Raw genomic sequence first — 25,731 nt, forward strand, 5'->3', positions numbered from 1 at the left:
GGAAAGGGGTAATAGCATTATGAAAAAAAATAAGAATAATACCAAAAAACAGGCATTTACATATTTAAAAGGTTTTAAAGGGAAACTCGCACAGTTGCTCATTATTATTATGCTCGGTATTACTCTTAATAGTATTTCACCAATCATTTATGGTAGATTAATAGATGCTATTACCTCTAAAAATTTTTATCAGACAATGATGTATTTATTGTATTTTTCTGTAATCACAATTTCCATTATTTTGTTTTCTTCTTTAGAATCTGTGTTTTCTGTAAACATTGGCAATAAAATCAACATATACCATCAGAAACATTATTTTACAAAGCTTCTTAAAACCAAGATATCTAATGTCGAAAACTTTGATTTTGGTCTTTTGGTATCAAATTTGACCTCGGATATATCTACAATTATTAGTTATGACGTTGAATTAATAACTACAACTATTTTTATAGCACTTAATTTTTTTATTCCATTGGTTTTTATTTTTTTAATAAACTATAAAATGGCTTTAATTACAATTGGATTTTTTCCAATGATTGTAACTATTTACTATGTATTTAGAAACAAAAAGAAGATGTTTTTTAAAAGAAGTAAGGAAATTGACGATCAATATTATACGTTCATCTGTAATTCTATCAAAAATATATCTTCTTTTAAGGCATTCAAACTTGAAAATACAATGAGTAATAAATTTAAACAATTACTGGATAGGTCATACAAAAGCGACAAGGATAAAACAATATTGGATACATTTATTGGTACGCTTAATGATTTGTCACAAAATATATTTTCTTTTCTTTTGTTATACTTAGCAGCTAAACTTATTCTAAATGACGAACTAACTATAGGCACATTGATGTCTTTTAACATATACACTAATCGCTTATTTAGTAGTATAAATACTATTCAAAAAATTCAGTTAAATGAGCAACCAGTTAGTGTTGCACTGGATAGATTGTCTACCTTAAAGTCTGCACCAGAAGATAATTATGAAGTATTAATAAAAGAAACAGAAAATAATCAAATTACATTGAATATTGATAATATTTTTTTTAAATATAATGACATAGAAGTAATTAGCGGATTATCTATAGATATAGAGAAAAATGGCTATTATTCACTTGTTGGAGAAAATGGTTGCGGTAAAACAACATTATTAAAATTGATAATGTACTTTTATGAAACTCAATCCGGCTGCATTAGATTGAATAGTTTCTCTTATAGTGATTTATCTGCACATTATATTAGAAGTTTTATAACATATGTCCAAAAAGAACCTTTTGTAATTAATGATTCACTTTTAGAAAATATTCGGTTGTATTCCGATGATAGTGAGCAAAGTGTTCTTGAAGTGTGTGAAAAAGTTGGGCTAAAAGACTTTATTCTAACTTTACCTGATGGATTACATACAATGCTATATGAAGATAGTGATTTGTTATCTAGTGGAATGCGACAAAAATTAAGTTTTGCAAGAGCTATACTTCATCCGTCTGCAATTATGTTATTTGATGAGATAACGTCTGATTTAGATGGCAAGTCTGAAAAACTATTAAGTAATATTATGAAGGATATGAGTAAAGATAGAATTGTCTTATCAATCAGTCACCGAGTAAATGCGATAGTTAATAGTGATTGTATTTATGTATTACAGGATGGCAAAATCATTACTCAAGGTGATTTTAATCATTTATATAAAAATTGCGAAATATTTTCAAACTTATTTAAAGCAGCTTCAGAAGCACAGGTGTAGTATTACAATGCTGTTAGACTTAACTTATAGATGTTAAGTTACTAATAAATATTTAGGAAAGGAGTGTCGCAATATGGAGTATACAAAAAAGATATCTGGATTTGGCGTTATGCAGCCTTTAGCGAGTTGCTCTGTTTGCTATGGTAGCTGTTACACCGGTTGCTATGGTGGTTGTGAAAAGACTTGCTCTGGTGACTGCGCTGGCACTTGTAAATTCTCTTCTCGTAGGAAATAACATCACCAGGTATACATGAAAGAAATGGATCCATAAAAGTGGATCCATTTCTTTCATGTATACGTAGTTGCATCAAAGTAATCAGATACATTGAAAGTTCCATTGTATAGTCGTCTCAAAACAGAAAGAAATTGTACTGTTTCGTATGTAAATAATACTACAGGTTAAAAATATAATATATAAAAAATAATTCTATTGACATCGAATAAAGACAGATGTAGAATATAATTACAGACAATTGTAGAATATGGAGGTGCATTTATGGGTACAATAAAAAAACTTCCCGAAGCTGAATTTGAAGTGATGAAGGTAGTATGGGCGAATGAACCACCTATTACAACCAGTATTATTATGGAACAGCTGGGAAAAGAAAAAAGATGGAAACCGCAAACCGTTCTTACCCTGATGTTACGACTGGTGGAGCGTGGTTTTATCCGAACGGAAAAGAACGGAAAAGAACGCACTTACTTTCCAATTATTAGTAAAGAAGAATATTTGAAATTTGAAACGGGAGACTTTATAGAACGTTTTCATGGAAATTCCTTTGTCAGTTTAGTTGCTACACTTTATAATGGCAAAAAGCTAAAGGATAGTGACCTTGATGAACTGGCAAAATGGCTTAAAGAACGGGGGGATTAATATGCAAGGATTTTTAACTACATTATTCCAATGCTCTATTTCTATGACACCGATAACTCTTGCATACATGATCATGAATCCTCTTTTATCAAAACGATATTCCGCTAAATGGCAGTATAGGATTTGGCTGGTGATAGTAATTGGCTGGATATTCCCCTATCGTCCTCAATTTGATTTGCCGCTTCTTCCTGTTCAAATGCCAGATAATCATATAATACAATCGCAGTTTATATCTATGCAATCAACAATTGGCAATACCGCTTCGCCTGTAACAGTTGGTGGAGAAATAGTAAGTACTCCAGTAGCATTGTCTTTATGGTGGGTGTTTGCAGCTATTTGGATTGTTGGGTTTAGCGTTATCGTAGTATATCATATTTTGCAGTATAGGCGTTTCATGAAAGTGATAAAGCGATGGAGCGAATCCGTGACTGATGTAAAGGTAATTAGAATATTTGACAGTTTGAAGTCAGAATTGAAAATTAAAGAACAAGTGACGTTAAAGAGATGTCCAGGTATCAAAAGTCCAATGCTTGTTGGTTTGGTCCATCCGGCAATCTTACTACCACCCATTAAAATTGCCGATAATGAATTATCTCTCATTCTAAGGCATGAGTTAATTCATTGCAAACGACGTGACCTTTGGTACAAGGCAATGATTTTGATAGCCACCGCACTCCATTGGTTCAATCCAGTGGTTTATCTCATGGCAAGAGCAACTGAAGTACAGTGTGAAATTGCTTGTGACGCATTGGTTTTACAAGACGCAAATTTTCAGCAGCGTAAGCAGTATGGTGAAACGATTATTGGCGTTATTAGGGATGGGACGCTCCCAAAAACCGTATTATCAACAAATTTTTATGGAGGGAAAAGAGGTATGAAAAATCGTATTGTTTCAATTTTAGACACAAAGAGAAAAAAAGCCGGTTTTACGATTCTTTGTTTAGTATTGATCGGAATTGTAACGATTGGATCTGCATTGGCTACAAATAACAAGGCTGGCAATAACGTTAGTAAAAAAAATTTTTCTTCAATCGCAAAGGTTGATGATAAATACAACAAATTGCTCGCCTTACGATTTGAAGATTACGAAAATATGACCGTAGCTGAATATCGCAACAAGGTATGGGATATCATTGGTCAGGATGAAGCAGCCTATTTTGAATTGCTTAATCATATACCAGAGAGTTGGGAAGATATTAAACAAACAGATAGGGATGTTTATTTCATTCTTAATGTATTAACTCCAATCATCGCAGAGAAATGGGAAACATGGAATTTTGGAGGCAATAAAGTGTGGGATACAGGAAAGATAGAGTATGGAGCGAGCTACACCATATTGGACGCCGACACACTCACAATGGGGGAAAGAAATCAAGCCATTGAAGGCATAAATGCGGATATCAGCAACTTTGTGGAAGGTAAAAGTAAGAGCGAACTTACAGATGAAACTGCTATACAAACGCTATTAGAAGCTGAAAGTAAAAAATGGGTGAAAAAGTACAGCGATCCGTCACTGAAAGTAGCATTTTCATTTTTATCGTTTCGGGCAGAAGTAATTAACGAACAGGAGCTTGAAAACGTATCAATACCATTGAAAAAGTCAGAGGAGAATGAGCTTGAAAATGCTACCTCGGAAGATTTTACATTGTTCCTTTCTCTAAAAACAAAGGGATACGAAAAACTATCCGTTGCCGATTTCAATAAGGAGATTGTAGTAACTATGGAGGATGATGGAAAGTATCCTCAAAAAGTTTTTGAAAAGATTAATAACAGTTTAAAGTCAGGAACTTATCCAGTAACATTGACACAGCAAGATCTGCACTTCTTAAGTATCACATTAAATGCATCTATCACTGAAAATGCAGTAAAACATATGCAGCAGTATACAGATGAAGTTATGCGTCCGTATATATCTAACAGCATAAATCGAGAGTTGACTACTCCAATATCTGGAGGTAATACAGAAATGACAACTTTCCAAGCGACAATTGAATATACCCTATGCTATGATATACTTGATGAAAATAACCTTACTGTCGCAGAGCGTGACCGGGCCTTGATGGGATTAATAAATGGAGTTCGAGCATTTATCTATAGCAAGAGTGAAGATGAATTGGTTGGAGGTAAGGCTGCTTTAGAATCCAAAATTGACAGGTTAGAAAAGCAATATAGCAATAAGCGGATACAGCTAAGTGTAGAAAATCTTATTTATCAAATACATGATGAACGGGATGTAGAAGCACTTCGACATAATAATTAAGAGCATCATCCATTCATCTTTGTCATCCAATAATTATTATAAAAAACTCTGGAGAAGTACCAGAACTATGTTTCGATTATTGATGATGGTGTAAATCCGTTATTAATCCTGAAGAATTGTTATTGTTATGAAGTTGCCGACATAGAAGTGAAAGCCGTTCATGCCAGACGGTATAGGTCACGCCACGAGAATAGCATCAGTTATTGATGAAAAATGTGAGTATGGAGTTACTATATATAGTATTAAGATTTTTGAGCATACTCTTGAGCCAGTAAATTTCGAAAAACTTGTTATCGCGTTAAATTGGTGTCTTATAAATGATATTGATGTTATTAATCTCAGCATGGGATCAGTTCAATTTACTGACAGAGTCAGATTTGTAGAACTTATGACTGAAAACTAGAAAAGCGAAATTATTGTTGTCTCAGCGTATAGTAATGATGATTTGCTCACATTTCCGGCCTCTCTGAATTCTGTTATAGGTGTTAAACATGATACATTTGGATTTTTACAACCTACTGATCATATTTATTGTGAAAAACCAATCGATGGAATCGATGTAGTTAGTGGATGTCAAGATTCGTTTTTTGGAGTGTATCATGAAGAATATAATAGCTAGATTATTGATGGTAGTTTTTATTTTTCTGTACTTTTGAATTTCCTATTAACCTTATATTTTATATAATTTAAGATATAAATAGAGTTAAGGGCAAACCTGTCAAAAGACAGGGACGCAAAGCTATAGGATCTAAGATGCTGTTGCATTATGATAGCCTGGCTGCCAGAAGTTCCAAGTCATAAAAAAGACCTGCTCTTTTCTAAAAGGGCAGGTCTTTTTATGCATAAGCGGCTTTTGATTGAACATGTTTTATTGGATATCACCCTTTTGCTATTGACCAAGGTGAAAGTGAGGTACAAAGATGAATCTCATACACATATGTTTTTTTGGGAGGTTGAATTGAAGATGTTCTATCTACATATGGCCTTCTAACAACTTCATATTACAAGAAGCCAACAGTTTGCCAAAGGCATTCTGCTGGCTTTTTTTGTTCGACAAAAAGGCACCAGTTCCGACCAATAAGGTTACTTTTCGATTGGAAGCCTTTTATTTTATATAAAAAACTGCTGGAACTGACCCGCTGTAGATCTCCGCCGCTTGTTCTTCATTTTGGATTTAAAAATCATGAAATGGAGGACAAGCCCTATGGTTAAACGAAAAAGAAGAACAAATTATAGCCAGGAATATCCTGACTTAAGTAAAGAAATTATTGAGGTGTTGAAAAAAAGTGACCGAAAGATGGAGTATCAACAATATGACCTGAAGGCAGAACGATGCAGAATTGATTATGCAAGGCAAACTGTAACTTACATACCAAGCCGCGAGGATTCCTATGAACGGCTATTGGTGGAGAATCGGCAGTTTGCAGCTGAAGGTGAAAGTGTTGAGGATGCGGCAGTAAAGTCAATAATGATTGAGAAAATGAGGACCTGTCTAAAACTACTTACTCCAGCGGAACAAGAGCTAATCACCGAGTTATATTTTAAAGGTAAGAGCGAGCGACAATTATCGAAAGAAACACATATTCCCTATATGACTATTCATGACAGAAAGGTTAGAATTCTTAATAAATTAAAAAAACTTATAGAAAAATAAAAATATTTCCGTGCACCCCCCTCACTCAACGTGGAAGTAAGTGAGGGGGTTTTTTTATTCTCCCTTTTGCTCCTTGAAAATTTCATATCCGGTAACTTAAATACATGAGCTGTTCAGCCGTGATGAGCGGCAGCGACTTTGATGGGCGCGCCAAGACTGCCTGCGGATGGGTAACGGACATCCGTCGAACCGATGGCATCGAAGGTTACGAGCGATAAAGCCCGTTCATAAAACGGTCTGTGGTGGACCGTATCGCAATGAAATGGACAGTGATAATGCTACTTCCGCCCAGCCACAGACATCGCAATGGGGGCGGCTCGCAGAGATCCTGGGAGAGGTGAAATTCCTATGGCGTTTGCTTAACCAGCAAATCATTTATGTTGCCGCCCTGTAAGCCGTAAGGCTTTTGTGCTTCGGGAAGTAGTGTCGAATAGAAGCATTGTAATAGTTTTAAAATGAAGAACAAGCAGATCGTTTGATCTTAGAAACTATGCTGCAGGGGATTTATTCCCTGCAGCATCCTTGTAAGATTAAACAGAAAAAAGAACAAGGAGGAATCATTATGGAAAATCAAAAAATGGATGAGCTAATTGGCAAGGATATGGTTATTGGCTATGTATACGACTATGACGGAAACCGTAAAGCATATTATTTTGATAATACTCCGTCTAACATTGCCAGTTTCATCATGCTGCACAAGGAAAACACAGATAAAATGATTTTAACGGATATTGCTGACCGCTTGGTTTTGAATACTTTCAGAGAATTCATCAACCAATGCCCGGATCAAAAACTACTGCAGGAGATTCTGAAAGACTTGCTCCCTATGCAGATGGGTGAGAAAGATACAGTCGAATTTCTGATTGTGGATGAAGCGGAGTATCAAGCTTTTTTAGATGAAGAAGAGAGGCAAGTGGTAGAGGCAGAACTTCAGATGTTGTAGTCACTGCTGAGCTACATGAGTAAGCATTGATTAGGCGATAGGATACAATATTCCTCTCGCCTGTTTTTTTAGAATTAGAACGGAGGGTTATTTATGAAGGAAAAGAAGCTTGCATGGGCTTACAGCCGTATTGATGCTCCTGAAGATGCACACGGCAGTTTAAAGAATCAGAGAAAAGAACTTTTTGACTATGCTGAGCAGATGGGGTTTGAAATCGTGGGATCTTCGGAAGATATGGGGAGTGCTATGGAGTTCAACCGCAATGGTCTTTTGGAGGTCATAAAGGCTGCCGCAGATGGTAAATTTGACGTACTGCTCATTAAAAAAATAGATTGTTTGGGACGGGATACCGAGAAAACGATGAAGTTTCTCCGAGAGCTTGACCAGTTAGGTATTCAGGCATATTCACCATTGGAGGGTGAAATACATTTGAATTATCAATCCCTCTTCCCTTCTCTGTAGTGAGCGGGAGGTGATACATATGTCAAAGCTCCAGGAATCCAATGAAGTGAAGTATAAGATAGCGGTGAAATTGTTGAATATTATGCTCAGAAACGAGATTATTTCTCCTGATGAGTATAAAAAAATAGATGATTTGAATCGTCAGACTTTTACACCGGAACTTTCTAAAGTATATGCGTAAAAACACTAGCTATATTGAAACTTGTGTGGTAATGTATGTTGTTGACAGAGATCAAATATTAAGGAAAGGAGAAAAGCTATGGCAAAGAAAATTACGAAAATAGATCCTGTTAAGCAACAGGTTACCCGACAGTTACAGTCTAAAAAGCGAGTTTGTGCATATTGTAGGGTAAGCACCGATTCTCGTGAACAGCAGAATTCCTTCTCTGCACAGTTGGAGTATTATAAGGCTCTGATTGAAGCCAAGGAGGATTGGGAGTTCGTAGGAATCTACGCTGATGAAGCGAGAAGCGGGACGAAGCTGCAAAAAAGAGATGACTTTTTAAGAATGATGAAGGACTGCGAGGACGACCGGATTGACATGATTATTACAAAATCTGTGACCAGATTCGCTAGGAACACCGTAGACAGCATTCAGGCAATCCGAAGATTAAAGGAGCTTGGAATAGCTGTTTTTTTTGAAAAGGAAAATATCAATAGTCTGTCAGAAAAAAGTGAACAGATGTTGACCATCTTAAGCTCACTGGCTCAGGGGGAATCCGAGAATATCTCCACGAATAACAAATGGGCGGCAGTGAAACGCTTTCAGGATGGAACATTCATCATTGGTACACCAGCATATGGATATACAAAGGATGAGAATGGAGAGTTAATCATACAAGAGGAAGAAGCAAAAATAGTCCAACGCATCTTCCGTGAATACTTGAATGGAAAAGGTACCTATGTGATTGCCAAAGAGCTATCAGAAGAAGAAATACCAACCATTCGCACGGCTGAAAAATGGCAGGACACAGTGATAAAGGAAATTCTTCAAAATCCCGTTTATACCGGAGATTTACTTCAACAAAAGACTTTAACCACAGATGTGGTTCCCTTTAAGAGAAAACCTAATAGGGGTCAGCTACCTCAATATATGATAGAGAATAACCATGAACCCATTATCACAAAGGTACAGGCTGAGGCAGTCAAAGAAATTTTTGATTACCGCAGAAAACAGATGGGAATGGACGATACAGGTAAATATCAAAACCGATATGCGTTCAGTAGTAAAATTATCTGCGGAGAATGCGGCAGTATATTCCGCAGGCAAAAAATTTACATAGGGAAACCCTATGAGAAAGTCCAATGGAGCTGCCACCAACATATTGAGGACATCACCAAATGCAGTCAAAAAGCAATCCGTGAGGATGTTATCCAATGGACATTTACTGTGATGTGGAACAAGCTCGTAAGCAACTATACTGAAATCCTAATTCCTCTGCTGGATACCCTAAAGAAACTTCGAATGGATGAACAGCAGGAACAGGAAATAGTTGAATGTAATAATAAAATTATGGAACTGACAGAGCAGGATCATATACTCAGCCGATTGTTATCGAAGGGGTATATTGATCCTGCTGTTTTTATAGAGAGGCAAAATGCCTTGATTCTGGAACTTACAGCAACAAAAAAGAAAAGAAATCAGCTTCTGGACAATAACGGTTTTGAACAAGAGATTACCGGAACAGAGCTACTTTTGGAGCTAATTAGAAACAACCCTAACATAATAGAAGAATACTGTGAGGATTTATTTTTACAGGTAACCGACAACATCATAATACAAAAAAATGGACAAATCACCTTCTGGCTCATTAATCGGCTGGAACTGTCCGAACCATATAGGAAGGAGGCGATACAGGATGATGCAAAGGCATATGCCCATGGGATATAAGCTGGTAGATGGAAAAGTGCAGCTCGATGAACCTAAAGTAGCGATTGTTAAAAAGGTGTTTCAGGACTACATCTCTGGCACCTCTACTCAAGCGATCGCAAAGCAATTAACACAAATGGGAGTTTTAAATGCCAACAATAAGGCATCTTGGAATCATGGCTCCATTGGAAAGATACTGGAGAATGTCAAATACATGGGGGATGAATTCTATCCTCAGATGATAGATGCAGAATTATTTGAACAAGTACAGAACCGTAGGAAAGAAAGATGTGAGCAATTAGGGAGAAGCATTCAACCAAATAATCCTAACCGTCAATATGTTTTTACTGGAATGCTCCGCTGTGGAGAATGCGGTGAGATTTACCGCAAATACATCGAGCACGCTGGAAGAAAGACGGAGAGATCTCTCTGGAAATGTAAGAAATACATTTACAAGAACAGAGTGTGCTGTCGATGTAGTTTCCTAACAGACGAGCAGATAGAAAAAGCCTTCCTTGATACTGCTAATAAAATTCTCGCAAGAATTCAAATCCTTGATAGAAAATGTAAAAAAGAACCTATCCCATATAACCATAAATTTCATGAATTGGATCAACAGATTAAAGAGCTGGAAGCAGAAGGGCGGTATTCGTCCAAAGAGCTACCAGCTCTTATTTATGAACGGGCAAAGGCCTTCTATCAAACAGCACAGATTGATGACTATGACTATAGCACCGAGAAGATAAAACAGGCATTTTCCGGCATACAACCTCTCAGAGAGTTTGATAAAGAACTGTTTTTAACGGTAGTGAAGCAAGTCACGATTTATGCTGACCATCGGCTGATGTTTGAATTTATTAATGGATTGACTATGGAAGCTCAATATTAAATCAAAGAGAAGGTGAAATGATGAAAAAGAACAATCATAAAAATAAAGAAGAAAAGCCTTTAAAAACTGCGATGTATATAAGAGTTGGTAATATAGAGCAATTATATCCTGAGGCTCAGCAGAAACATTTTAAGTTAAGTATGGAAAATTTCCAGAAAGGGGAAGAATGCGATGCAGACAGCAACAGCGAAAAAGAAGAATGTATCTATCATACCTCCTCAACCGGAATATGATAGAAGTATAAAGCTCCAGTTTAAAGCACTGCGGGTAGCAGCATACTGCCGTGTCAGTACTACTCTGGAGCAGCAGGAAACCAGTTATGAAGCTCAAGTTTCCTACTATACGGAAAAAATAAAGAGCAATCCTAACTGGAAGTTCGTCGGTATTTATGCCGATGATGGAAAAAGTGCAACCAACACAAAAAAACGTGATGATTTTAATGCTATGATTGAGGATTGCATGGCAGGCAAAATCGATATGGTGATTACCAAATCAGTAAGCCGCTTTGCTAGAAATACCGTTGACAGTCTGCAGAATATACGAAAGCTCAAGGAAAAAAATATCGCTGTTTTCTTCGAAAAAGAAGGAATCAATACACTGGAAGGTTCAGGTGAGCTTTTAATTACCATCCTGAGCAGTCAGGCACAGGAGGAAAGTCGTAATCTAAGTGAGAACACTCGCTGGGGTCTTGTCAGACGTTTTGAAAACGGGATTGTCTCGGTCAACCATAAAAAATTTTTAGGATACACCAAGGACGAGAACGGAGAGCTGATCATTGTCCCAGAAGAGGCAGAACTGGTCAGACGGATTTTCAGACTTTATCTAGAAGGTAAAAGTATCGTTGAAATTAAAAAGGATTTAGAAGAGGATGGAATCAAAACTGTTACTGGATTAACCGAATGGTGTCCTGGCGTTATTAATAAGATGTTAAGCAATGAAAAATATATGGGAGATGTTCTTCAGCAGAAAACTTATACAGTAGATTTTCTGACCAAAAAACGTGTGAAGAATACTGGAATCGTTCCTCAGTATTATATCGAAGATAATCATGACGCTATTATACCGAAAGAACTTTTCTTCAAGGTGCAGGAGGAAAAGGCTAGACGAGCAAGCCTAAGTAAAACTGCCGTAGCTAGAAAAGCAAAAGAAGAAAAACAGAAAAGCAAATATAGCTCAAAATACGCTCTAACAGATATCATGGTATGTAAGGAATGCGGTCAGCCATATCGTAGACAAGTATGGTCGAAATACGGGCAGAAAAGTGCTGTTTGGAGATGTGAAAACCGCCTGAAGAATGGCACCAAACATTGCAAGCACTCTCCTACTTTAAAAGAAGAAATTTTGCAGGAAGCGATTATGGATGCTATAAATAGCGTAGTGGAAAACCACGGTGAATTTGTGGGTGCCTTCCGTGAAAATGTCATCAGAGTTATCGGTAGCTATACTACTAAAAATATACCAACTGAATACGATGAACAGATTGAAAAACTACAGAGTGAGATGATGTTACTAATCGAGGACAATGCAAAAAAAGGCTCCATAACAGAGGATTTTGACGAACAGTACCAAATAATAGCTGAACAGATAAAGGACTTAAAACATAAGAAGCTGGATATGGTTCGGGAACGCAAGCAGGCTGAAAGCTTTCAACAAAGGATTGTTGACATGGATGATTGCCTGAAAAAAACCACTTGTGCGGTGCGGGAATTTGATGATGACTTGGTACGCAGACTGCTACAGAATATTAAAGTGATCAATGAAGAACTTATTGAAATTCAATTTAAATCCGGAATTGTGATGAAGCAGCAGGTTTCATATTTTGATTAACATTATGGCAGGAACGACAGTAATTTGTTGCTCCTGCTATTTTTACTTTAGAAGGGAGGAATAGAAATATGCTATATGACCAAAAAAAGATGGAGCACCTCAAAGAGAAATATCCTGCAGGAACCCGCATTCAGTTAATTTCCATGTCTGGAGAAGCGGATATGCCTTCAGGATTAATGGGAACTGTAGATTTTGTGGATGACATCGGGCAGCTACAGATGAAATGGGATAATGGCCGTTCTCTTGCCCTTGTTCCTGATGTGGACAACTTCGCCACCATATCAAAACCAGAGCATAAGCAGGAGAAGAAATGCAAACCACATGCACCGCTCATTGGTGCCAACGGCAATATATTCAATCTGATGGGTATCGCTTCGCGTACATTGCGTGAGGCGGGGTTGCAAGACCAGGCTGATCAAATGTGCAATAAGCTCATAGTTTCCGGAAGCTATGAAGAGGCTCTTAATATTATTAGCGAATATGTAAATTTCGATGAAGCAGATCAGCCGGAAAATGAAGCAGAACAATGCAACATGAAAATGGAATGAGAGGTGAATGAGATGGAAAATAAAAATTTGCAAGAAGTCTATATTGAACGCCTAAATGCATTTCTCCCTACCTTGGACTTTACAAAATTGGATCAGTCCTGTAATTCAGCAGAAGATGAATATGCTAAGGAAATACTGAAGCAAATGCATGACATTTTTATTGAAGTCTATGATACAGATTATCTGGACAGTGAGTATGAGTTTGTTGAACTCCCTGCGGTTATACAAGGGCGCAATACCGGTCATATTGGGCTCGGTATCGTAACGCTTGATTTGCAGTCATCCGGTGAACATTGGGGAACTTTCTTTTTCACACCGAGAGGTGTGATTGATCAGGGAATGGAAAAGCTATCAGCTTCTGATTCTAAGTATTTAAAGCGGAACTATGTTCCCTATGATTACTGGTATACCATATCTGTGGAACGTGACCATCATGTGGATTTTGATAATGTACCGGAAAAGATAATGGAGATGCTTAATGGGTGCTATCCAAATCAGCCTGAAATAAAAATGGAATAAAGAATTTCTACCTTTTCCATGGTGATAAAGTTCCTGTTGTATCATCATGGAAATGTTCTGTTACGGGGCATGATAGCATAGTGCTTTTAGCCTTTTAAAGGAACAAGATACGGGATACATTCAAATAAATTAAAATGGGAGGTATACTATGAAGTTTACTAATTATGTAGAACAAATAAAGCTCCATGTGAAGGAGTATTTACCAAGGGAATTTAAAGACTCAGAGGTACTCATCCAACAGATGAGAAAAAACAATGACATGCTCCTTCATGGAATGTCTCTGAAAGGTCCTAGTGAGAATATTTGTCCAGTTATTTATTTGGAGGATTATTATGCACTTTATCAAGAAGGTATGTCAATAGAGGATACCCTGCGTTTAATAGGAAAGAGTTATCTTTCTGCACAAAATAGCATTAGATTTCAGCAGGGCATAGATTTATCATATGATCATATGAAAGATAAGTTATTTCTCTGTGTAGTTAATGCAGAAAAAAATCAAGAAATGTTAGATTCAGTACCTCATCAGAGGATAGAGGATTTAGCAGTAATATACCGTAGCATGGTATATAAGAGCAACGAGCAGGTTGGATCGGTATTGATAAATAACGGATTGTTGAAAGAGTGGGGAATTGATAAGGAAACCCTTCATGAACGGGCATTGAAAAATATGAACCGTTTATTTACTCTAGAGTTTTATTCGTTAGAGAGTAAAATACTAAATTTAATGGGAGTACCTTATCCTGAAATAGAAAAGGTACAAGATGAAAATGGAATGTTTGTCCTGACCAATAGCCAAGAATACTATGGAGCTTCCTATCTGTGCTGTCCGGATGTTTTGAAATTGGTTAGTGAAGAAATGGATGGGGATTTTCTGATTCTTCCTTCCTCGGTGAATGAAATTATAATATTGAAGGAATCACTTACAGCGGATATAAGTGAATTGCAGGAGCTTGTGAAGTTAGTCAATCAGACTACAGTCGAAGAGACAGAGTATCTATCAGACAATGTATACCGTTATGATAGCCAAAATCAGACATTGTCTATTGTCGATGGAAACGATATGCAGTTAGGAATGGAGTTGCAGCATTAATAAAACCAAATACTTAATTTAAACGAGGCGCACCTGCACATCAACAGCAAACAGGTGGGTCTATCTGTTATTGATGCCGGGATGCCTTAATAATGAATTTATTATAACGCGAAAACTTGAAGGTGGAAACACTTTCATTACTATTTGTGCCGCCAGTTTTGGCGGCGGAATGGAGATTAATATGAAAAAATGATGAGACATATATAAGAAATGAAATTTTTGCTGATAAGGATTATTGGATTCCCTACAGAACATCCGAAAACTCAAAGAGAAAAACATTGGTGTTTATTTTGAAAAAGAGGGTGTTTATACGCTAGAGGGTACCAGTGAGCTTTTCATTACTATCCTCGGCAGTCAGGCACAGGAGAAAAGCCGGAACCTAAGTGAAAATACTCGCTGGTGTTTGGTCAGGCAATTTGAAAATAGTATTGTCTCGGTCAATCATAAGAAGTCAGGGATTTGAAGCTGAAAAAACTGAAGTGGTGCAGGATCAAAAGCTGGCTGAGATTTATGACCAGCGGGTTGAAGATGTGGATCGATGTATCGGAAAGGTAAGCTATAAAATTGGATAGTTTGATGATGATCTAGTTAGAAGGCTTCTAGAAAGAATCACAGTTGTCAATGAGGATAAAATCGAAATACGGTTTAAGTTAGGGATTGTGATGAAACAGCGAGTGCCATATGATGAATAAGAAACTAAGACAGGAGTAGGTTTTACTCCCTACCTATATATAAAACTGTTAAGATTAAAGCCTTAGTACGCTGAGGGTTTTATTGTTGGCAGTTTTACTAGATTAAATCTAAATATTCTGTAAATATATGTATGATAAATAGATTTGTTGTTGTAAATTAGCAGGAAAGGTTATACAATTAGAATAACAATGTTGTTATATCATAATTTTGGTTGGGTATAACAAGCGAACAGTAAATGAATTATTGGATATATCAAGAAATGAATTGAAAAATCTTAATCCAGGTGAAATATTCTTAGTTCGTGATCTTTTTAAGGGTTGTTAATGAAACCGAATTTCTCGTAATGACAGATTGCTATTGGGAACTTTATTTCTCAATTATGTTAAAACAGTTAATATTAGGATTGTTCCTATTGAAAAGACTTCGTCTGGGCAGCAGAGATATAAAAAACGCCTCTGTTCTAAAATAGAATAATGTTATATAAAGATAAGAATTATAAATAATGATACGTTATTTAATACCATATATGTAGAGTTGCAAAAATTTTTAAAGTGAAATTTAGTAAAACCAGTATAATGCTGCGATATAAGAAATGAAAGGCGGTGTATTCTTAATGGATAGAAAAAATAATGCTGGAGCTGTTGCTTCTAATGCTGGAGACGATTTTCATCTGATCTGGGCATGTAAGAAGCTTTTAGAAATATTAAAACCCAATAGTGAACTAACAGCTATATCAGTTGAAGGTCCTACCTGGGAAGATTCTATTCAAATTGAGGATGAACAAAAACTATACTCTATTGATTTGGCAGAGTATTATGGTGGAAATAACTTTGAACAAGCGCAGCGAATTGTCTTCTCTCAATTAAAATACAGTGCATATCAAATGGACAAGCCATGGACAGCATCTAATTTATGTTCTGGTACTAATAAAGGCAACTCGATCATTCGACGGCTGGCGGACACATATAGTGGATTTTGCGAGAAGTATGATAATGTTAGTTCGAAACTTATTTTAAAATTAGTCAGCAACCGTAATTTACAAACAGATTTTTCAGCCCACATAGATGAGTGCATAACTATACTAAAGGAAAAGAAGTATAGGCGCACGGGCGATTTAATAAAAAGATTGACTCCTAAATGCAAAGAAGATATCAATAAAATATATAAAACTTCAAAATTGAGCTCCACTGGTTTCATTAAATTTTTGTTAATTTTAAATTTTGATGATTGTGGTACTGAAATTCGAAGCATCCATAGAGCAGAAATAATAAAGCAATTGGGCAATTGGAATACAAGCGATATACGTAGCAGATATAATTCTTTAATTATGCACTTACGAGAAATGATGCTACCGGAAAATACACTTGGTTTTCCGATGAATCGAGAATATGTTTTGGCAGCGCTTGATACCAGCGTTAATGAGGTGTTTCCAGCGCCAATAAAAATCCAATTGGCTTTAGATACTTATATTGAACGTGGTGTCAAAAATGATATTGTTGAATGCATTCAGAAAAACAAAAAAAAGATTGTCTGTCTGCAAGCTACTGCGGGCGCAGGTAAGACTACTTTTGTAAGTCATTTACATAACGTTTTACCTGAAGAATCAGTGACTGTTTTATATGATTGTTATGGTGGAGGCTCATTTCTACAACCTGGTGAACGAAGACATTTAACGGAAGTAGCAATCCCACAAATTTGTAACACATTAGCAACGGAATGTGGAACAGAGTGGATAGTTGGTCGGCTTCCTAATGAATATGAATATTGGCGTATGTTAAACGACCGATTGGAAAAAGCAGTATCTTATGTAAAACAGCAAAATGCATCAGCGGCAGTAGTAATTATCATAGATGCAGCAGATAACAGCATGGTAGCTGCTAATGTGTTTAAGGAAGAATGCTTTTTACAGGGACTATTAAATCAAACTCTTCCTGATGGTGTATGGATAATTGTTACTACAAGAATAGAAAGACAGCATTTGATTCCGTTTGGAGACGAAGTGGAAGTTTTCAATCTTCCTCCGTTTGAATTGTCCGAAAGCTCCCAACATATCCGTTCTATATTTTCGGACGCAACTGATGCGCAGTGTGAAGAATTCCATATGCTTACAGATAGGAATCCTCGCTTACAAGCATATATGTTATCTGAAGCTTGTTCGATTGATGGAATGTTGTCACAGATAAAACCAAAAGGAAAGACTATAAACTCTTTATTTAAAGAGTTTATTCATGCTACTAAAAAGCAATATAACAGCATAGTGGATATAAAAATTCTATTTTCTGCACTAATAAATTTGCCAAGACCTATTCCGGTTGCTATGTTATGTGAACTTTGTTCTATAACGTTTGATACCTTGATGAGCATGAGTGTGGAATGCCGCCGTGGTTTTTATATAGCTGATTCTTTTATATTTCTTAAGGATGAGGATTTTGAAACATATTTAAGAACTTGCTACGAGGACAATGAAACTGCAATCAACCTTATTGCCGATTATATGTATCAAAATAGAGTGACAAATCCATACTGTGCTAGATATTTACACATTTTCGTGGATAAGGCGGATTACTTTGACTGCTTAGTTCAGATTGCCCTAAATGAAAAAATTGATGATGCCGCTATTGGAATAGCAGAAGCAAATCAAATAATGAAACAGCGCATACAATATGTTCTGAAAAGACATGAGATGTATGCCCCTCAAAATCGTTTGTTAGCATGTAAATTAGTGTATAGACTAATTGATTATAATGCCAAAGAGGACGCATTAAAGGAATTACTCTTGAGCGCACCCGATGAAGCTGTTACGTACTGTGATGAATTGTCAGTATATAATATTTTCTATACAGATTCTAATGATTTTGATAGTTTAGGAAAAGCAGCACTTGTGTTTTCACGTTTGCCTATCTATAAAACTATTTCGCAGCAATATATCAAAAGCTATCTGGCAGCAATTAAAGTTTACTATAATAAAAATGAAGATGATAGAGGTTATCATTCACGGCCTAGGACAGCAGACATTATTAATATTGCAGAAGCAATGTTGAGATTAGGAGAAACTGAAAAGGCGGTTGACTGGATATGCGGCTGGAGTCCTAGAAAGGCTGCAACTAAATTTGTTTATAAACTTTTCCAAAAGCTTTTAAAATATGATTATCACGAGCTTTATGAAGCTCTATTATTACAGAAATGGTCAAGCCCCAATAAGTTAGCTATCGTTTGTGCATATATTTCATTAGGAAAAACGCCACCGCAAATATATACTGATTATTTGTTAAAATTATTTAATCGGATGACTGAAATTCCGGAAAGCCGTTTTAGTAACAACCAATTACTGATGTTTGTCGAGTATATACTGCGTATTGAAGATGCCAAGGATATCGTGTCAGATCTAATAAATAAATTTTCTATAGAATTTCAGTTTTCAAGTGTACCTTCTCTTTATAGGGAAGATGAGCAGGAAGAATTATCTGATGCATTGCGATATTATGCGCTAAGGCATGTATGCAAAAGGACCTCCACTAACCCGGCTGATTTTTGGAAAGCTAAGGAAAATTCAGAACAGTGTCAATCCGAAGATAACAAAAAATCTATAATACAAATGGCGGATTTTCTGTTACCACTTTATTTGTTTCGGTTAACTTGTATTCAGAAAAATGAGGACGATAATTTTTTTGCTACATGCAACGAGACATTTTCAAAGATCGATCGTTCTTCGTGGAGTTTCTATTCATATGATAAGCATAAATTATTAGAAATAGGATTGCTGGTGTTCACTGAGTCGATTTGCTTCGAACAAAGTTTGAATCAAAAAGAATTAAAAGGCTTAATAGATAAAACTTTGAATATAAGAAATACATCACCCCAATTTAAGATGGAGCTTTTAAAAAAGTTGATATGCAATGAACGTGCTTATCAGGCAGGGTTATCCGTATTGGAGGAAATTAATGCTACCTATGAAAAATACCCGGCTTCAGCCAAAGAAATGGCTGAGGTATATTTAAGTTGTGCCCAAATGGGGCAGAGAATTGAAAAAGGACTTGGGGCGAAATATTTCGCCAAGGCGATTGAATGCACAAAGGGATTAGATTATGAGTCTTATCGAAAAATCTACCTATACAAAACACTTTCTGACAAAATTGGTAAAGATGATACGAGTAATTCCGTACTGGCCTATAGAATTATTCGCTTAAGTGAAGACTTTTGCAGAAAAATGGGGGATACAAAAAACTTCCCTTATCATGAGTCATTATCAGCTGCCACACTGCTCTCCACGGTAAGCATTTGGGGGGCACTCTGTCGTTTGGATGATAGAGATAATTATGATGGATTTTCATTGCAAGATACTATACCGATTGTATTAGATACATTATTAAAAACAGATCGAATTTCGATTGAGAATGCAGTAGCCTTAATGGGCTTATTGCTTCCTGACTTATCATCACAGTACAATGATCTGGTAGACATTATTTTAAAGAAGATTTCACAATTTACGCCTGGGCAACAGAAGCCTATACTTGAAATTTTAATACATGACGTTCTTTTTAATATTCCTATGGACGAAAAGAAATATAGAAGTCATTGCATTGTGAAATATTTAGATTCGAACGTGTCTTCTCCAGAGCTGAATGCTGATAAGATCAGAGCAATGGACAAGTTTTTAAAACAATTGGAAACTCAAAGCCCAAATTATGATGAAAACCGTTCAGATGTACACAGTGCAGTAAATATAAAGCAGTATGTAGCTGAAAGTAATATAGTATCCCAACAGGTGTTGGAAGAGAGAGTGAAAAGACTAAATACCACTGACAGAGAGAATTTTGTTAAGGAGTGGCTGGAAGGTCTTTCTCCAGATAGGTATACAGAAGCTTTAACATGGATGATAGAGCTTATTTCAAAAGATTATTATCGATTTGGAACTACAAAAATATTAAGCATCATTGCAGATTTTGTAGATAGCGTAAAGGCATGGCCACAAATTGATAAATGGCGCAATAATACTCAGAATCAAAAGTACTATTTACAAGCGTTTTCGAGAGAACTTTTACATTTATATGACGGATATGATGACGAGTTTAGGACAATACTCCGCGTGTTTCCTGCTGATACTGCGACACAGTATGATGCATTTTTAGAATATGTATCAAATCATATTGAACTTTATGACGAACAACTTGTAAAGGCAATTTGCAGAATGTCGGTTGCTCTTTCCAGAGAAGACGCGAAAGAACTGCTAAAATGGACGACAGAGATTGAAATGGATAAAATTCACCCTGCTTCTGGAGATAGTGAAAGCTATAAACCGGAGTTAGGGGTAAATGGAAATTTTAATAGTAGCGTGGCATGCTTTATATGGCGTTTGATGGGACACAAAGATAAAGGTGTGCGTTGTAAAGCAGCTCATGTTTTGTTGCGTTATGGTTTATTTAAAGATGTAGGAGTAGTAGAACAGATTTCTGAGCTATACTTCCAACCATTGCCTCAAATGTATTTGGATAATAACAATTACTTTTTTATAGAATCGGCAAGACTTTGGTATTTAGCGACCTGTATGAGGATAGGAAAGGCGAATGCAAAGCTACTTACTCCATTATATTCTTTTTTCAAGTCTATCGCATGTGCTGAAGGGGTGGTGCATGCTTTGCATCGCAGATTAGCCAGAGACATTTGTCTGCAAGTAGCTCCCTATTGTGAACCTCATGATATAGAACAATTATCTGTGTGTGATCAGTGCATAAGTAGCGATAGTCATAGGAAAAAAATGTCGTATTATCAACGCAAATGTAAAGATAGTACTCAGAATTGGAAGTTTGATTTTGGTACGATGGATACATTGCGGTATTGGTATGATGATTTAGCTGGGATGTTTGCATGTATGGAAGAGGAAATAGCGACCGAATGCGATTATTTTGTTGCTCAGTTTGGGATTACAAATCAGAATGCAAGAGAATGGAGTAAACGGTACTTGGTCCAAAATGAATACCAAAAGACCTACAATGATCACGGCATTATTCCTACCGTAGAAACACTGGAAAAATATGCAGAATGGCATTCTATGTTCCATGTAGCAGATAAATATCGTCAGAGCAAGGAACAGATCCAAGATGAAGATTCATCATATGAAGATTGGTTGAATAAATATCTGCCGGGGAAGGCAGGCTTCTGGTGCTTTGAATTTCGTAACCATATTCCACTTATTCCTTTACTTTGGGATTTTACAAAAACGGTGGAAGATGTGCCAGAGAAAAGGTATTTTATTCCAAGTGATTTAGCATCAATAATGATAGAACATGGTTTGGGCGTTTCCCTTAATATGAAATATTCTGCCCATTTTCAGAAAAGCAACAGATACATTCGTATCGAAAGCGCTTTTGTTGAGAAAGAGAATATTGACAAGTTAGTATCAGAAATGAAAAAACCATATACAGTACTTTCTCACTTTTATTATGAGGATGATGAATATGAGAATGGAGAACAACCAGAGCTCGTTATTTATCCAACATGTGATGTAATAACTACTTTCCCAGATTATGCACTTGATAAAAAAGACCCGTTATTAAAAGATTATCTAACTACATCAAACTACTTAATGGGGGTATCCGATGATCTCGCAAAGTACTTGTCTGTAACGCTGGAAGACCAAATTTTACGTTCAAGAATATATAATGTTGATGACTTCCCTGTTCAAGTATATCATTGGAGTGAGCCAGAAGATGAAAGTGGATATGAAAAACATAGTACATACGGAAACGTGGTTATTATTAAAAAAGAGTGTTTGCTAGATATATTAAAAAAGCGAAATCAAGCTGTTATATTTGAAGTGTCCATATCTTTTGAAGATGACAGCTATAAATTCTATGGAACTCCAAGTAAGCCAGCTAAAGAAAAGAAACTACTTTCTTTAGAAATAGACAATGAGATATCTTGGAGACAGTTGTTATTCAGAGCCGAAGAAGATTAGTTGTATTTAATTATTTTTCTTGCTAATTTAGAGGTATACACCAAGATAAAACTACGCCTTTTCAGAAACCGGATTGTGCAGGTAAATAATAGGTGATTGATAACAACGATACCGTTGAATAATGGTTATAACGTGAATAAAATTCAATTAGTGTGGGTGAGGAAGATGAACGATAGATTAAAAGGAATAACAAGATACTTTAGAAGTACAGTAGCAGCTCAGGCTAATATGGGAATTGATTTTAAAGTTGATAATTTTTTTATAGTTGATCATAAAGAATTGGTACAAGGAAAGATTAACCCGGCAACTTGTGAAGGCATTTTTGCAGAAGCGAAAAAAGATACTTTTGATGATGAGAATGAAGCAAAGCAAAAACCTCTTGTCAATATCATCATCTGTGCTAAAACCATAAAAACAATTTTTGAAGCAAATGAGAAGGTGCAAGATGAAATTGATGAACTGACGGGAATATACTATGTCCCGGCAATTCTTAATGAGGAAGGCCTGCTACTATTTGATGAGGGTGAGAAAAAACTTCCTTGGTTCCCAAGAGAATATTTGATGCCGATGGTTGAACCCAAATTAGCGGTAGGGACTGCCGATGCTGTTGATAGTTTCGTGAGCAATCACGTAGACCGGATTGAAAAGATTAAATCTTGGTCTGATTACTCTGTGTTTTTTAAAGGATTATATGAAGCTGTTGCAGATTCTCCATTTGAACAAAACATAATCCGGAATATGGATGCAAAAGAACCTTTTTTTGAATTAGAGAATAATGTGTATATTTTCTTGGACAAGACTGTTTATTCTACTTTTCATATTATGAATTTATATAATCACCTGCAGGAAGATGATCAGCCCAAAGCGCTTTATGATAATTTCATATCTACGCAAATGGCAGATGTAAGTCCGCTTATAGAAAACGATTTATCAAAAATGCAGGTACATTGTGGTCAGATGAATGGAGAGTATCCTCTGTCTCCATCTCAAAGGGAGGCCGTCAATCACTTTAACACTATAAATAGTGGAGAAATTCTGGCGGTAAATGGTCCGCCCGGTACGGGGAAAACCACCTTGTTGCAAACCATAGTTGCAGACATGTATGTTAAAAGGGCCATGAAAAAGGAAAAGGCTCCACTTATTGTAGCTTCTTCAACGAACAATCAGGCGGTAACAAATATCATTGCCTCTTTCGGAAATATCAAAAAGATGGGCATATCTAATCTGGAAGAAAGATGGGTTGAGGGAGTGAATAGTTTCGCAGCCTATTTTCCATCTTCCTCAAAGATAAAAGAAGCAAAAAGCAAAGGGTATCAGTATACCAATCAAAAAGGGGAATTCTTCGTCTCTGATGTTGAAGACAAAGATAATATCGAAAAATCCAAGGTTAAGCTAATAGAAGCCTGCAATGAATATTTTGGGAGCGAATATAAAAATATAACCGCTTGTCAGGAGAAATTGCATGAAGAGCTGTTATTCATTGAAAAGAGTAAAACTGCATTGCTTTCACTTGCTCAGGAGGCTTCCCAATGTGATTTGAATGGTGAAACTGTTGATAAATACCTTGAAAAGTTAATTCTGGGAATTGAAGAAAAGCAAGCAGCTATCGTCAACATCCGCCAAAGAATTATTGACTGGGAAAGCTGTTACAAAAAGATACCCTTCTATGTCAAATGGTTAAAGTTTATAAAAAACTTTGCAAGGAAAATACAAACAGAATTCAGGCTGTTTATAAACGATGAAGAGCAGAGCTTTTTGAATGAATATATGATCTTTGACGAAATTAAAGAAAAATACAGCCAGTTGTATGCAGAGTGCAATAAAACAATTTCTGACCTTAAGAAGAAAAAATCTGTGATTGGGAAAATAAAAAGCCGATATGACAATGAACTGGAGCAGCTACAACAGCATAATATTGATTTACATGGAGAAAAAGATGAAAAGTATAAGCTTGACCTTGAATATATAAACGACTTGATGGATAAAAAGCATAGGTATGTGGAGTTTTGGCTGGCAGTTCATTATTATGAATGTAGGTGGGTGAGTGGAGAGGATGAACTATCGGAAAAACAGAAGGGCACTAACTTTATAAATGTTTTAGAAAAGTTTTATAACAGGCTTAGCATGATAACACCTTGCCTGGTTATGACATTCTACATGTTGCCAAAGCAGTTCATGGCATTTGGAGATCAAAAAACCTTTTTTCTCTACAACTACATCGATTTGCTCATTGTAGATGAAGCCGGACAGGTATCGCCAGAGATTGCTGCAGGGGCGTTTTCCCTTGCCAAGAAATCCGTAGTCGTTGGTGATGTTTATCAGATAGAGCCGGTATGGAGTGTGAACAGAGCACTGGACAAAGCACTGGCGGTGTCAAATGGAGCAATAAAATCCTTAGATGAATTTGAATTACTAGAACAGACCGGGTTAAACAGTTCTTGCTCTAGCGTGATGAAAGTTGCTGCAAAGTGCTGCAAATATGAAAAATTCGATGAAAAAGGCCTGTTCCTTAGTGAGCATCGTCGCTGCTATGATGAAATTATTTACTATTGCAATAAGCTGGTTTACAAGGGAAATCTCCAACCGATGAGAGGGAAGGGCAAGGAAGATGAGAAGCTTGCTATGAAGTACTGGCCGCAAATGGGTTTCAAACAGATTGATACAGAGAATTCAATCAGAAAAGGCAGCAGTAGATTTAACCGATTAGAAGCAGAATATATCGCAGAATGGCTGAAAAATAATTTCAAATTTATTGTAAGTGCCTACCCTAAGGAACCAAAAGAAAATTTGATTGGAATTATTACGCCGTTTAAAGCACAGGTCGAATGTATAAAGTCGGAGCTGAAAAAGCAGATGCCAACCAATTATTCGAAGATAAGCGTTGGCACAGTACATACTTTTCAAGGAGCAGAAAGGAGGGTTATCATTTTATCTACAGTGTATGGGAAGCAGGACGGATGTTTTTTTATTGATGCAAACAAGAGCTTAATGAATGTAGCAGTTTCTCGTGCAAAAGATAACTTCTTTATGTTCGGAGATATCAATTGCTTGAAAGATACGCAGAGTAGTGCAAGTGGTTTACTTAAAAAATGTGTTTCAAACATAGAATTGGAGAAGCATTACAATGAACTACATGTCTAAGGAGATTTAAATAGAACTTTCCTGGCATTAAATACTGATTAAGGAGGTCGATTCTTATGGGAAGAGTAACCACTCCACGCGTAATTACTCCGCAAATTCGAGAATTATGCCAGTCCATATCTAAATATGAACCGTTGATTGTTCCGGTTGTCGCTGATCCAAGAAGCCTCATTAACGAATGCTTTCAAAATGTTGGCACATATGTAAAAGAGCATGGGGGTCAAAGAATTCTCGGATGGAGCATCTGGCAGAGGTC

Annotated in this window: 21 protein-coding genes and 1 riboswitch; all 21 genes read left to right on the forward strand. The window is 36.4% G+C overall.

The features are described from left to right. The first annotated feature begins 19 nt into the window (after positions 1-19). Positions 20-1,750, forward strand: coding sequence for an ABC transporter ATP-binding protein (locus tag KQI38_RS00310; protein ID WP_216554156.1), 1,731 nt, complete (start codon positions 20-22; stop codon positions 1,748-1,750). 496 nt (positions 1,751-2,246) lie between these two features. After that, on the forward strand, positions 2,247-2,624 hold the full coding sequence (locus KQI38_RS00315; RefSeq protein WP_216554158.1) for a BlaI/MecI/CopY family transcriptional regulator: 378 nt from the start codon (positions 2,247-2,249) through the stop codon (positions 2,622-2,624). A gap of 1 nt (position 2,625) precedes the next feature. Beyond that, positions 2,626-4,884 (forward strand): M56 family metallopeptidase, encoded by a 2,259-nt coding sequence (locus KQI38_RS00320; RefSeq protein ID WP_216554160.1) that lies wholly within the window; start codon positions 2,626-2,628, stop codon positions 4,882-4,884. Positions 4,885-5,044: 160 nt separating this feature from the next. Further along, positions 5,045-5,287, forward strand: a complete 243-nt coding sequence (locus KQI38_RS00325) for a S8/S53 family peptidase (protein ID WP_216554162.1) — start codon at positions 5,045-5,047, stop codon at positions 5,285-5,287. A gap of 42 nt (positions 5,288-5,329) precedes the next feature. Continuing rightward, entirely contained in the window at positions 5,330-5,503 is a 174-nt protein-coding gene (locus tag KQI38_RS00330; RefSeq protein ID WP_216554164.1) for a hypothetical protein, read from the forward strand. A gap of 79 nt (positions 5,504-5,582) precedes the next feature. Further along, positions 5,583-5,670: riboswitch (cyclic di-GMP riboswitch) on the forward strand. A gap of 397 nt (positions 5,671-6,067) precedes the next feature. After that, positions 6,068-6,538, forward strand: a complete 471-nt coding sequence (locus tag KQI38_RS00335; RefSeq protein WP_216554165.1) for a sigma-70 RNA polymerase sigma factor region 4 domain-containing protein — start codon at positions 6,068-6,070, stop codon at positions 6,536-6,538. A 562-nt stretch (positions 6,539-7,100) separates the two neighbouring features. Beyond that, on the forward strand, positions 7,101-7,481 hold the full coding sequence (locus KQI38_RS00340) for a hypothetical protein (RefSeq protein ID WP_216554167.1): 381 nt from the start codon (positions 7,101-7,103) through the stop codon (positions 7,479-7,481). Between the two features lie 93 nt (positions 7,482-7,574). Then, on the forward strand, positions 7,575-7,943 hold the full coding sequence (locus KQI38_RS00345) for a recombinase family protein (protein ID WP_216554169.1): 369 nt from the start codon (positions 7,575-7,577) through the stop codon (positions 7,941-7,943). Between the two features lie 19 nt (positions 7,944-7,962). Next, the gene (locus KQI38_RS00350) at positions 7,963-8,124 is read left to right on the forward strand and encodes an SHOCT domain-containing protein (protein ID WP_216554171.1); all 162 of its coding nucleotides are present in this window, start codon (positions 7,963-7,965) and stop codon (positions 8,122-8,124) included. Between the two features lie 78 nt (positions 8,125-8,202). Next, a complete protein-coding gene (locus tag KQI38_RS00355) occupies positions 8,203-9,834 on the forward strand; it encodes a recombinase family protein (protein WP_216554173.1) in 1,632 nt (543 codons plus the stop codon). Next, on the forward strand, positions 9,803-10,702 hold the full coding sequence (locus KQI38_RS00360) for a recombinase family protein (protein WP_216554175.1): 900 nt from the start codon (positions 9,803-9,805) through the stop codon (positions 10,700-10,702). The genes KQI38_RS00355 and KQI38_RS00360 overlap by 32 nt, the downstream gene beginning before the upstream one ends. Before the next feature lie 20 nt (positions 10,703-10,722). After that, positions 10,723-10,935: a hypothetical protein gene (locus KQI38_RS00365; protein ID WP_216554177.1), complete on the forward strand. Its 213-nt coding sequence runs from the start codon at positions 10,723-10,725 to the stop codon at positions 10,933-10,935. Further along, positions 10,874-12,529: a recombinase family protein gene (locus KQI38_RS00370; RefSeq protein WP_216554179.1), complete on the forward strand. Its 1,656-nt coding sequence runs from the start codon at positions 10,874-10,876 to the stop codon at positions 12,527-12,529. The genes KQI38_RS00365 and KQI38_RS00370 overlap by 62 nt, the downstream gene beginning before the upstream one ends. Before the next feature lie 68 nt (positions 12,530-12,597). Beyond that, a complete protein-coding gene (locus KQI38_RS21810) occupies positions 12,598-13,077 on the forward strand; it encodes a DUF4314 domain-containing protein (RefSeq protein ID WP_246565470.1) in 480 nt (159 codons plus the stop codon). 12 nt (positions 13,078-13,089) lie between these two features. Then, positions 13,090-13,596, forward strand: coding sequence for a hypothetical protein (locus tag KQI38_RS00380; protein ID WP_216554181.1), 507 nt, complete (start codon positions 13,090-13,092; stop codon positions 13,594-13,596). Positions 13,597-13,744: 148 nt separating this feature from the next. Next, a complete protein-coding gene (locus KQI38_RS00385; protein ID WP_216554183.1) occupies positions 13,745-14,686 on the forward strand; it encodes a DUF5688 family protein in 942 nt (313 codons plus the stop codon). Positions 14,687-14,921: 235 nt separating this feature from the next. Next, on the forward strand, positions 14,922-15,149 hold the full coding sequence (locus tag KQI38_RS22735) for a recombinase family protein (protein ID WP_216554185.1): 228 nt from the start codon (positions 14,922-14,924) through the stop codon (positions 15,147-15,149). Next, positions 15,115-15,258 (forward strand): hypothetical protein, encoded by a 144-nt coding sequence (locus tag KQI38_RS00395; RefSeq protein WP_216554220.1) that lies wholly within the window; start codon positions 15,115-15,117, stop codon positions 15,256-15,258. The genes KQI38_RS22735 and KQI38_RS00395 overlap by 35 nt, the downstream gene beginning before the upstream one ends. 454 nt (positions 15,259-15,712) lie before the next feature. Continuing rightward, positions 15,713-15,853 (forward strand): DUF1413 domain-containing protein, encoded by a 141-nt coding sequence (locus tag KQI38_RS22930; RefSeq protein ID WP_476756233.1) that lies wholly within the window; start codon positions 15,713-15,715, stop codon positions 15,851-15,853. 118 nt (positions 15,854-15,971) lie between these two features. Continuing rightward, entirely contained in the window at positions 15,972-22,334 is a 6,363-nt protein-coding gene (locus tag KQI38_RS00405) for a P-loop NTPase family protein (protein ID WP_216554187.1), read from the forward strand. Positions 22,335-22,499: 165 nt separating this feature from the next. Further along, on the forward strand, positions 22,500-25,475 hold the full coding sequence (locus KQI38_RS00410) for an AAA domain-containing protein (RefSeq protein WP_216554190.1): 2,976 nt from the start codon (positions 22,500-22,502) through the stop codon (positions 25,473-25,475). Positions 25,476-25,731: the final 256 nt, after the last annotated feature.

Origin of the sequence: Tissierella carlieri (genome assembly GCF_018917285.1) — a bacterium.
Lineage (GTDB): Bacteria > Bacillota > Clostridia > Tissierellales > Tissierellaceae > Tissierella > Tissierella carlieri.

Coding starts and splice junctions, on each gene's coding strand:
- KQI38_RS00385 (WP_216554183.1), top strand. CDS start 13,745: ATGAAGTTTACTAATTATGTAGAACAAATAAAGCTCCATGTGAAGGAG.
- KQI38_RS00320 (WP_216554160.1), top strand. CDS start 2,626: ATGCAAGGATTTTTAACTACATTATTCCAATGCTCTATTTCTATGACA.
- KQI38_RS00350 (WP_216554171.1), top strand. CDS start 7,963: ATGTCAAAGCTCCAGGAATCCAATGAAGTGAAGTATAAGATAGCGGTG.
- KQI38_RS00325 (WP_216554162.1), top strand. CDS start 5,045: ATGCCAGACGGTATAGGTCACGCCACGAGAATAGCATCAGTTATTGAT.
- KQI38_RS00410 (WP_216554190.1), top strand. CDS start 22,500: ATGAACGATAGATTAAAAGGAATAACAAGATACTTTAGAAGTACAGTA.
- KQI38_RS00360 (WP_216554175.1), top strand. CDS start 9,803: ATGATGCAAAGGCATATGCCCATGGGATATAAGCTGGTAGATGGAAAA.
- KQI38_RS00365 (WP_216554177.1), top strand. CDS start 10,723: ATGAAAAAGAACAATCATAAAAATAAAGAAGAAAAGCCTTTAAAAACT.
- KQI38_RS00355 (WP_216554173.1), top strand. CDS start 8,203: ATGGCAAAGAAAATTACGAAAATAGATCCTGTTAAGCAACAGGTTACC.
- KQI38_RS00335 (WP_216554165.1), top strand. CDS start 6,068: ATGAAATGGAGGACAAGCCCTATGGTTAAACGAAAAAGAAGAACAAAT.
- KQI38_RS00370 (WP_216554179.1), top strand. CDS start 10,874: ATGCAGACAGCAACAGCGAAAAAGAAGAATGTATCTATCATACCTCCT.
- KQI38_RS00340 (WP_216554167.1), top strand. CDS start 7,101: ATGGAAAATCAAAAAATGGATGAGCTAATTGGCAAGGATATGGTTATT.
- KQI38_RS21810 (WP_246565470.1), top strand. CDS start 12,598: ATGCTATATGACCAAAAAAAGATGGAGCACCTCAAAGAGAAATATCCT.
- KQI38_RS00345 (WP_216554169.1), top strand. CDS start 7,575: ATGAAGGAAAAGAAGCTTGCATGGGCTTACAGCCGTATTGATGCTCCT.
- KQI38_RS00405 (WP_216554187.1), top strand. CDS start 15,972: ATGAAAGGCGGTGTATTCTTAATGGATAGAAAAAATAATGCTGGAGCT.
- KQI38_RS00310 (WP_216554156.1), top strand. CDS start 20: ATGAAAAAAAATAAGAATAATACCAAAAAACAGGCATTTACATATTTA.
- KQI38_RS00315 (WP_216554158.1), top strand. CDS start 2,247: ATGGGTACAATAAAAAAACTTCCCGAAGCTGAATTTGAAGTGATGAAG.
- KQI38_RS00380 (WP_216554181.1), top strand. CDS start 13,090: ATGGAAAATAAAAATTTGCAAGAAGTCTATATTGAACGCCTAAATGCA.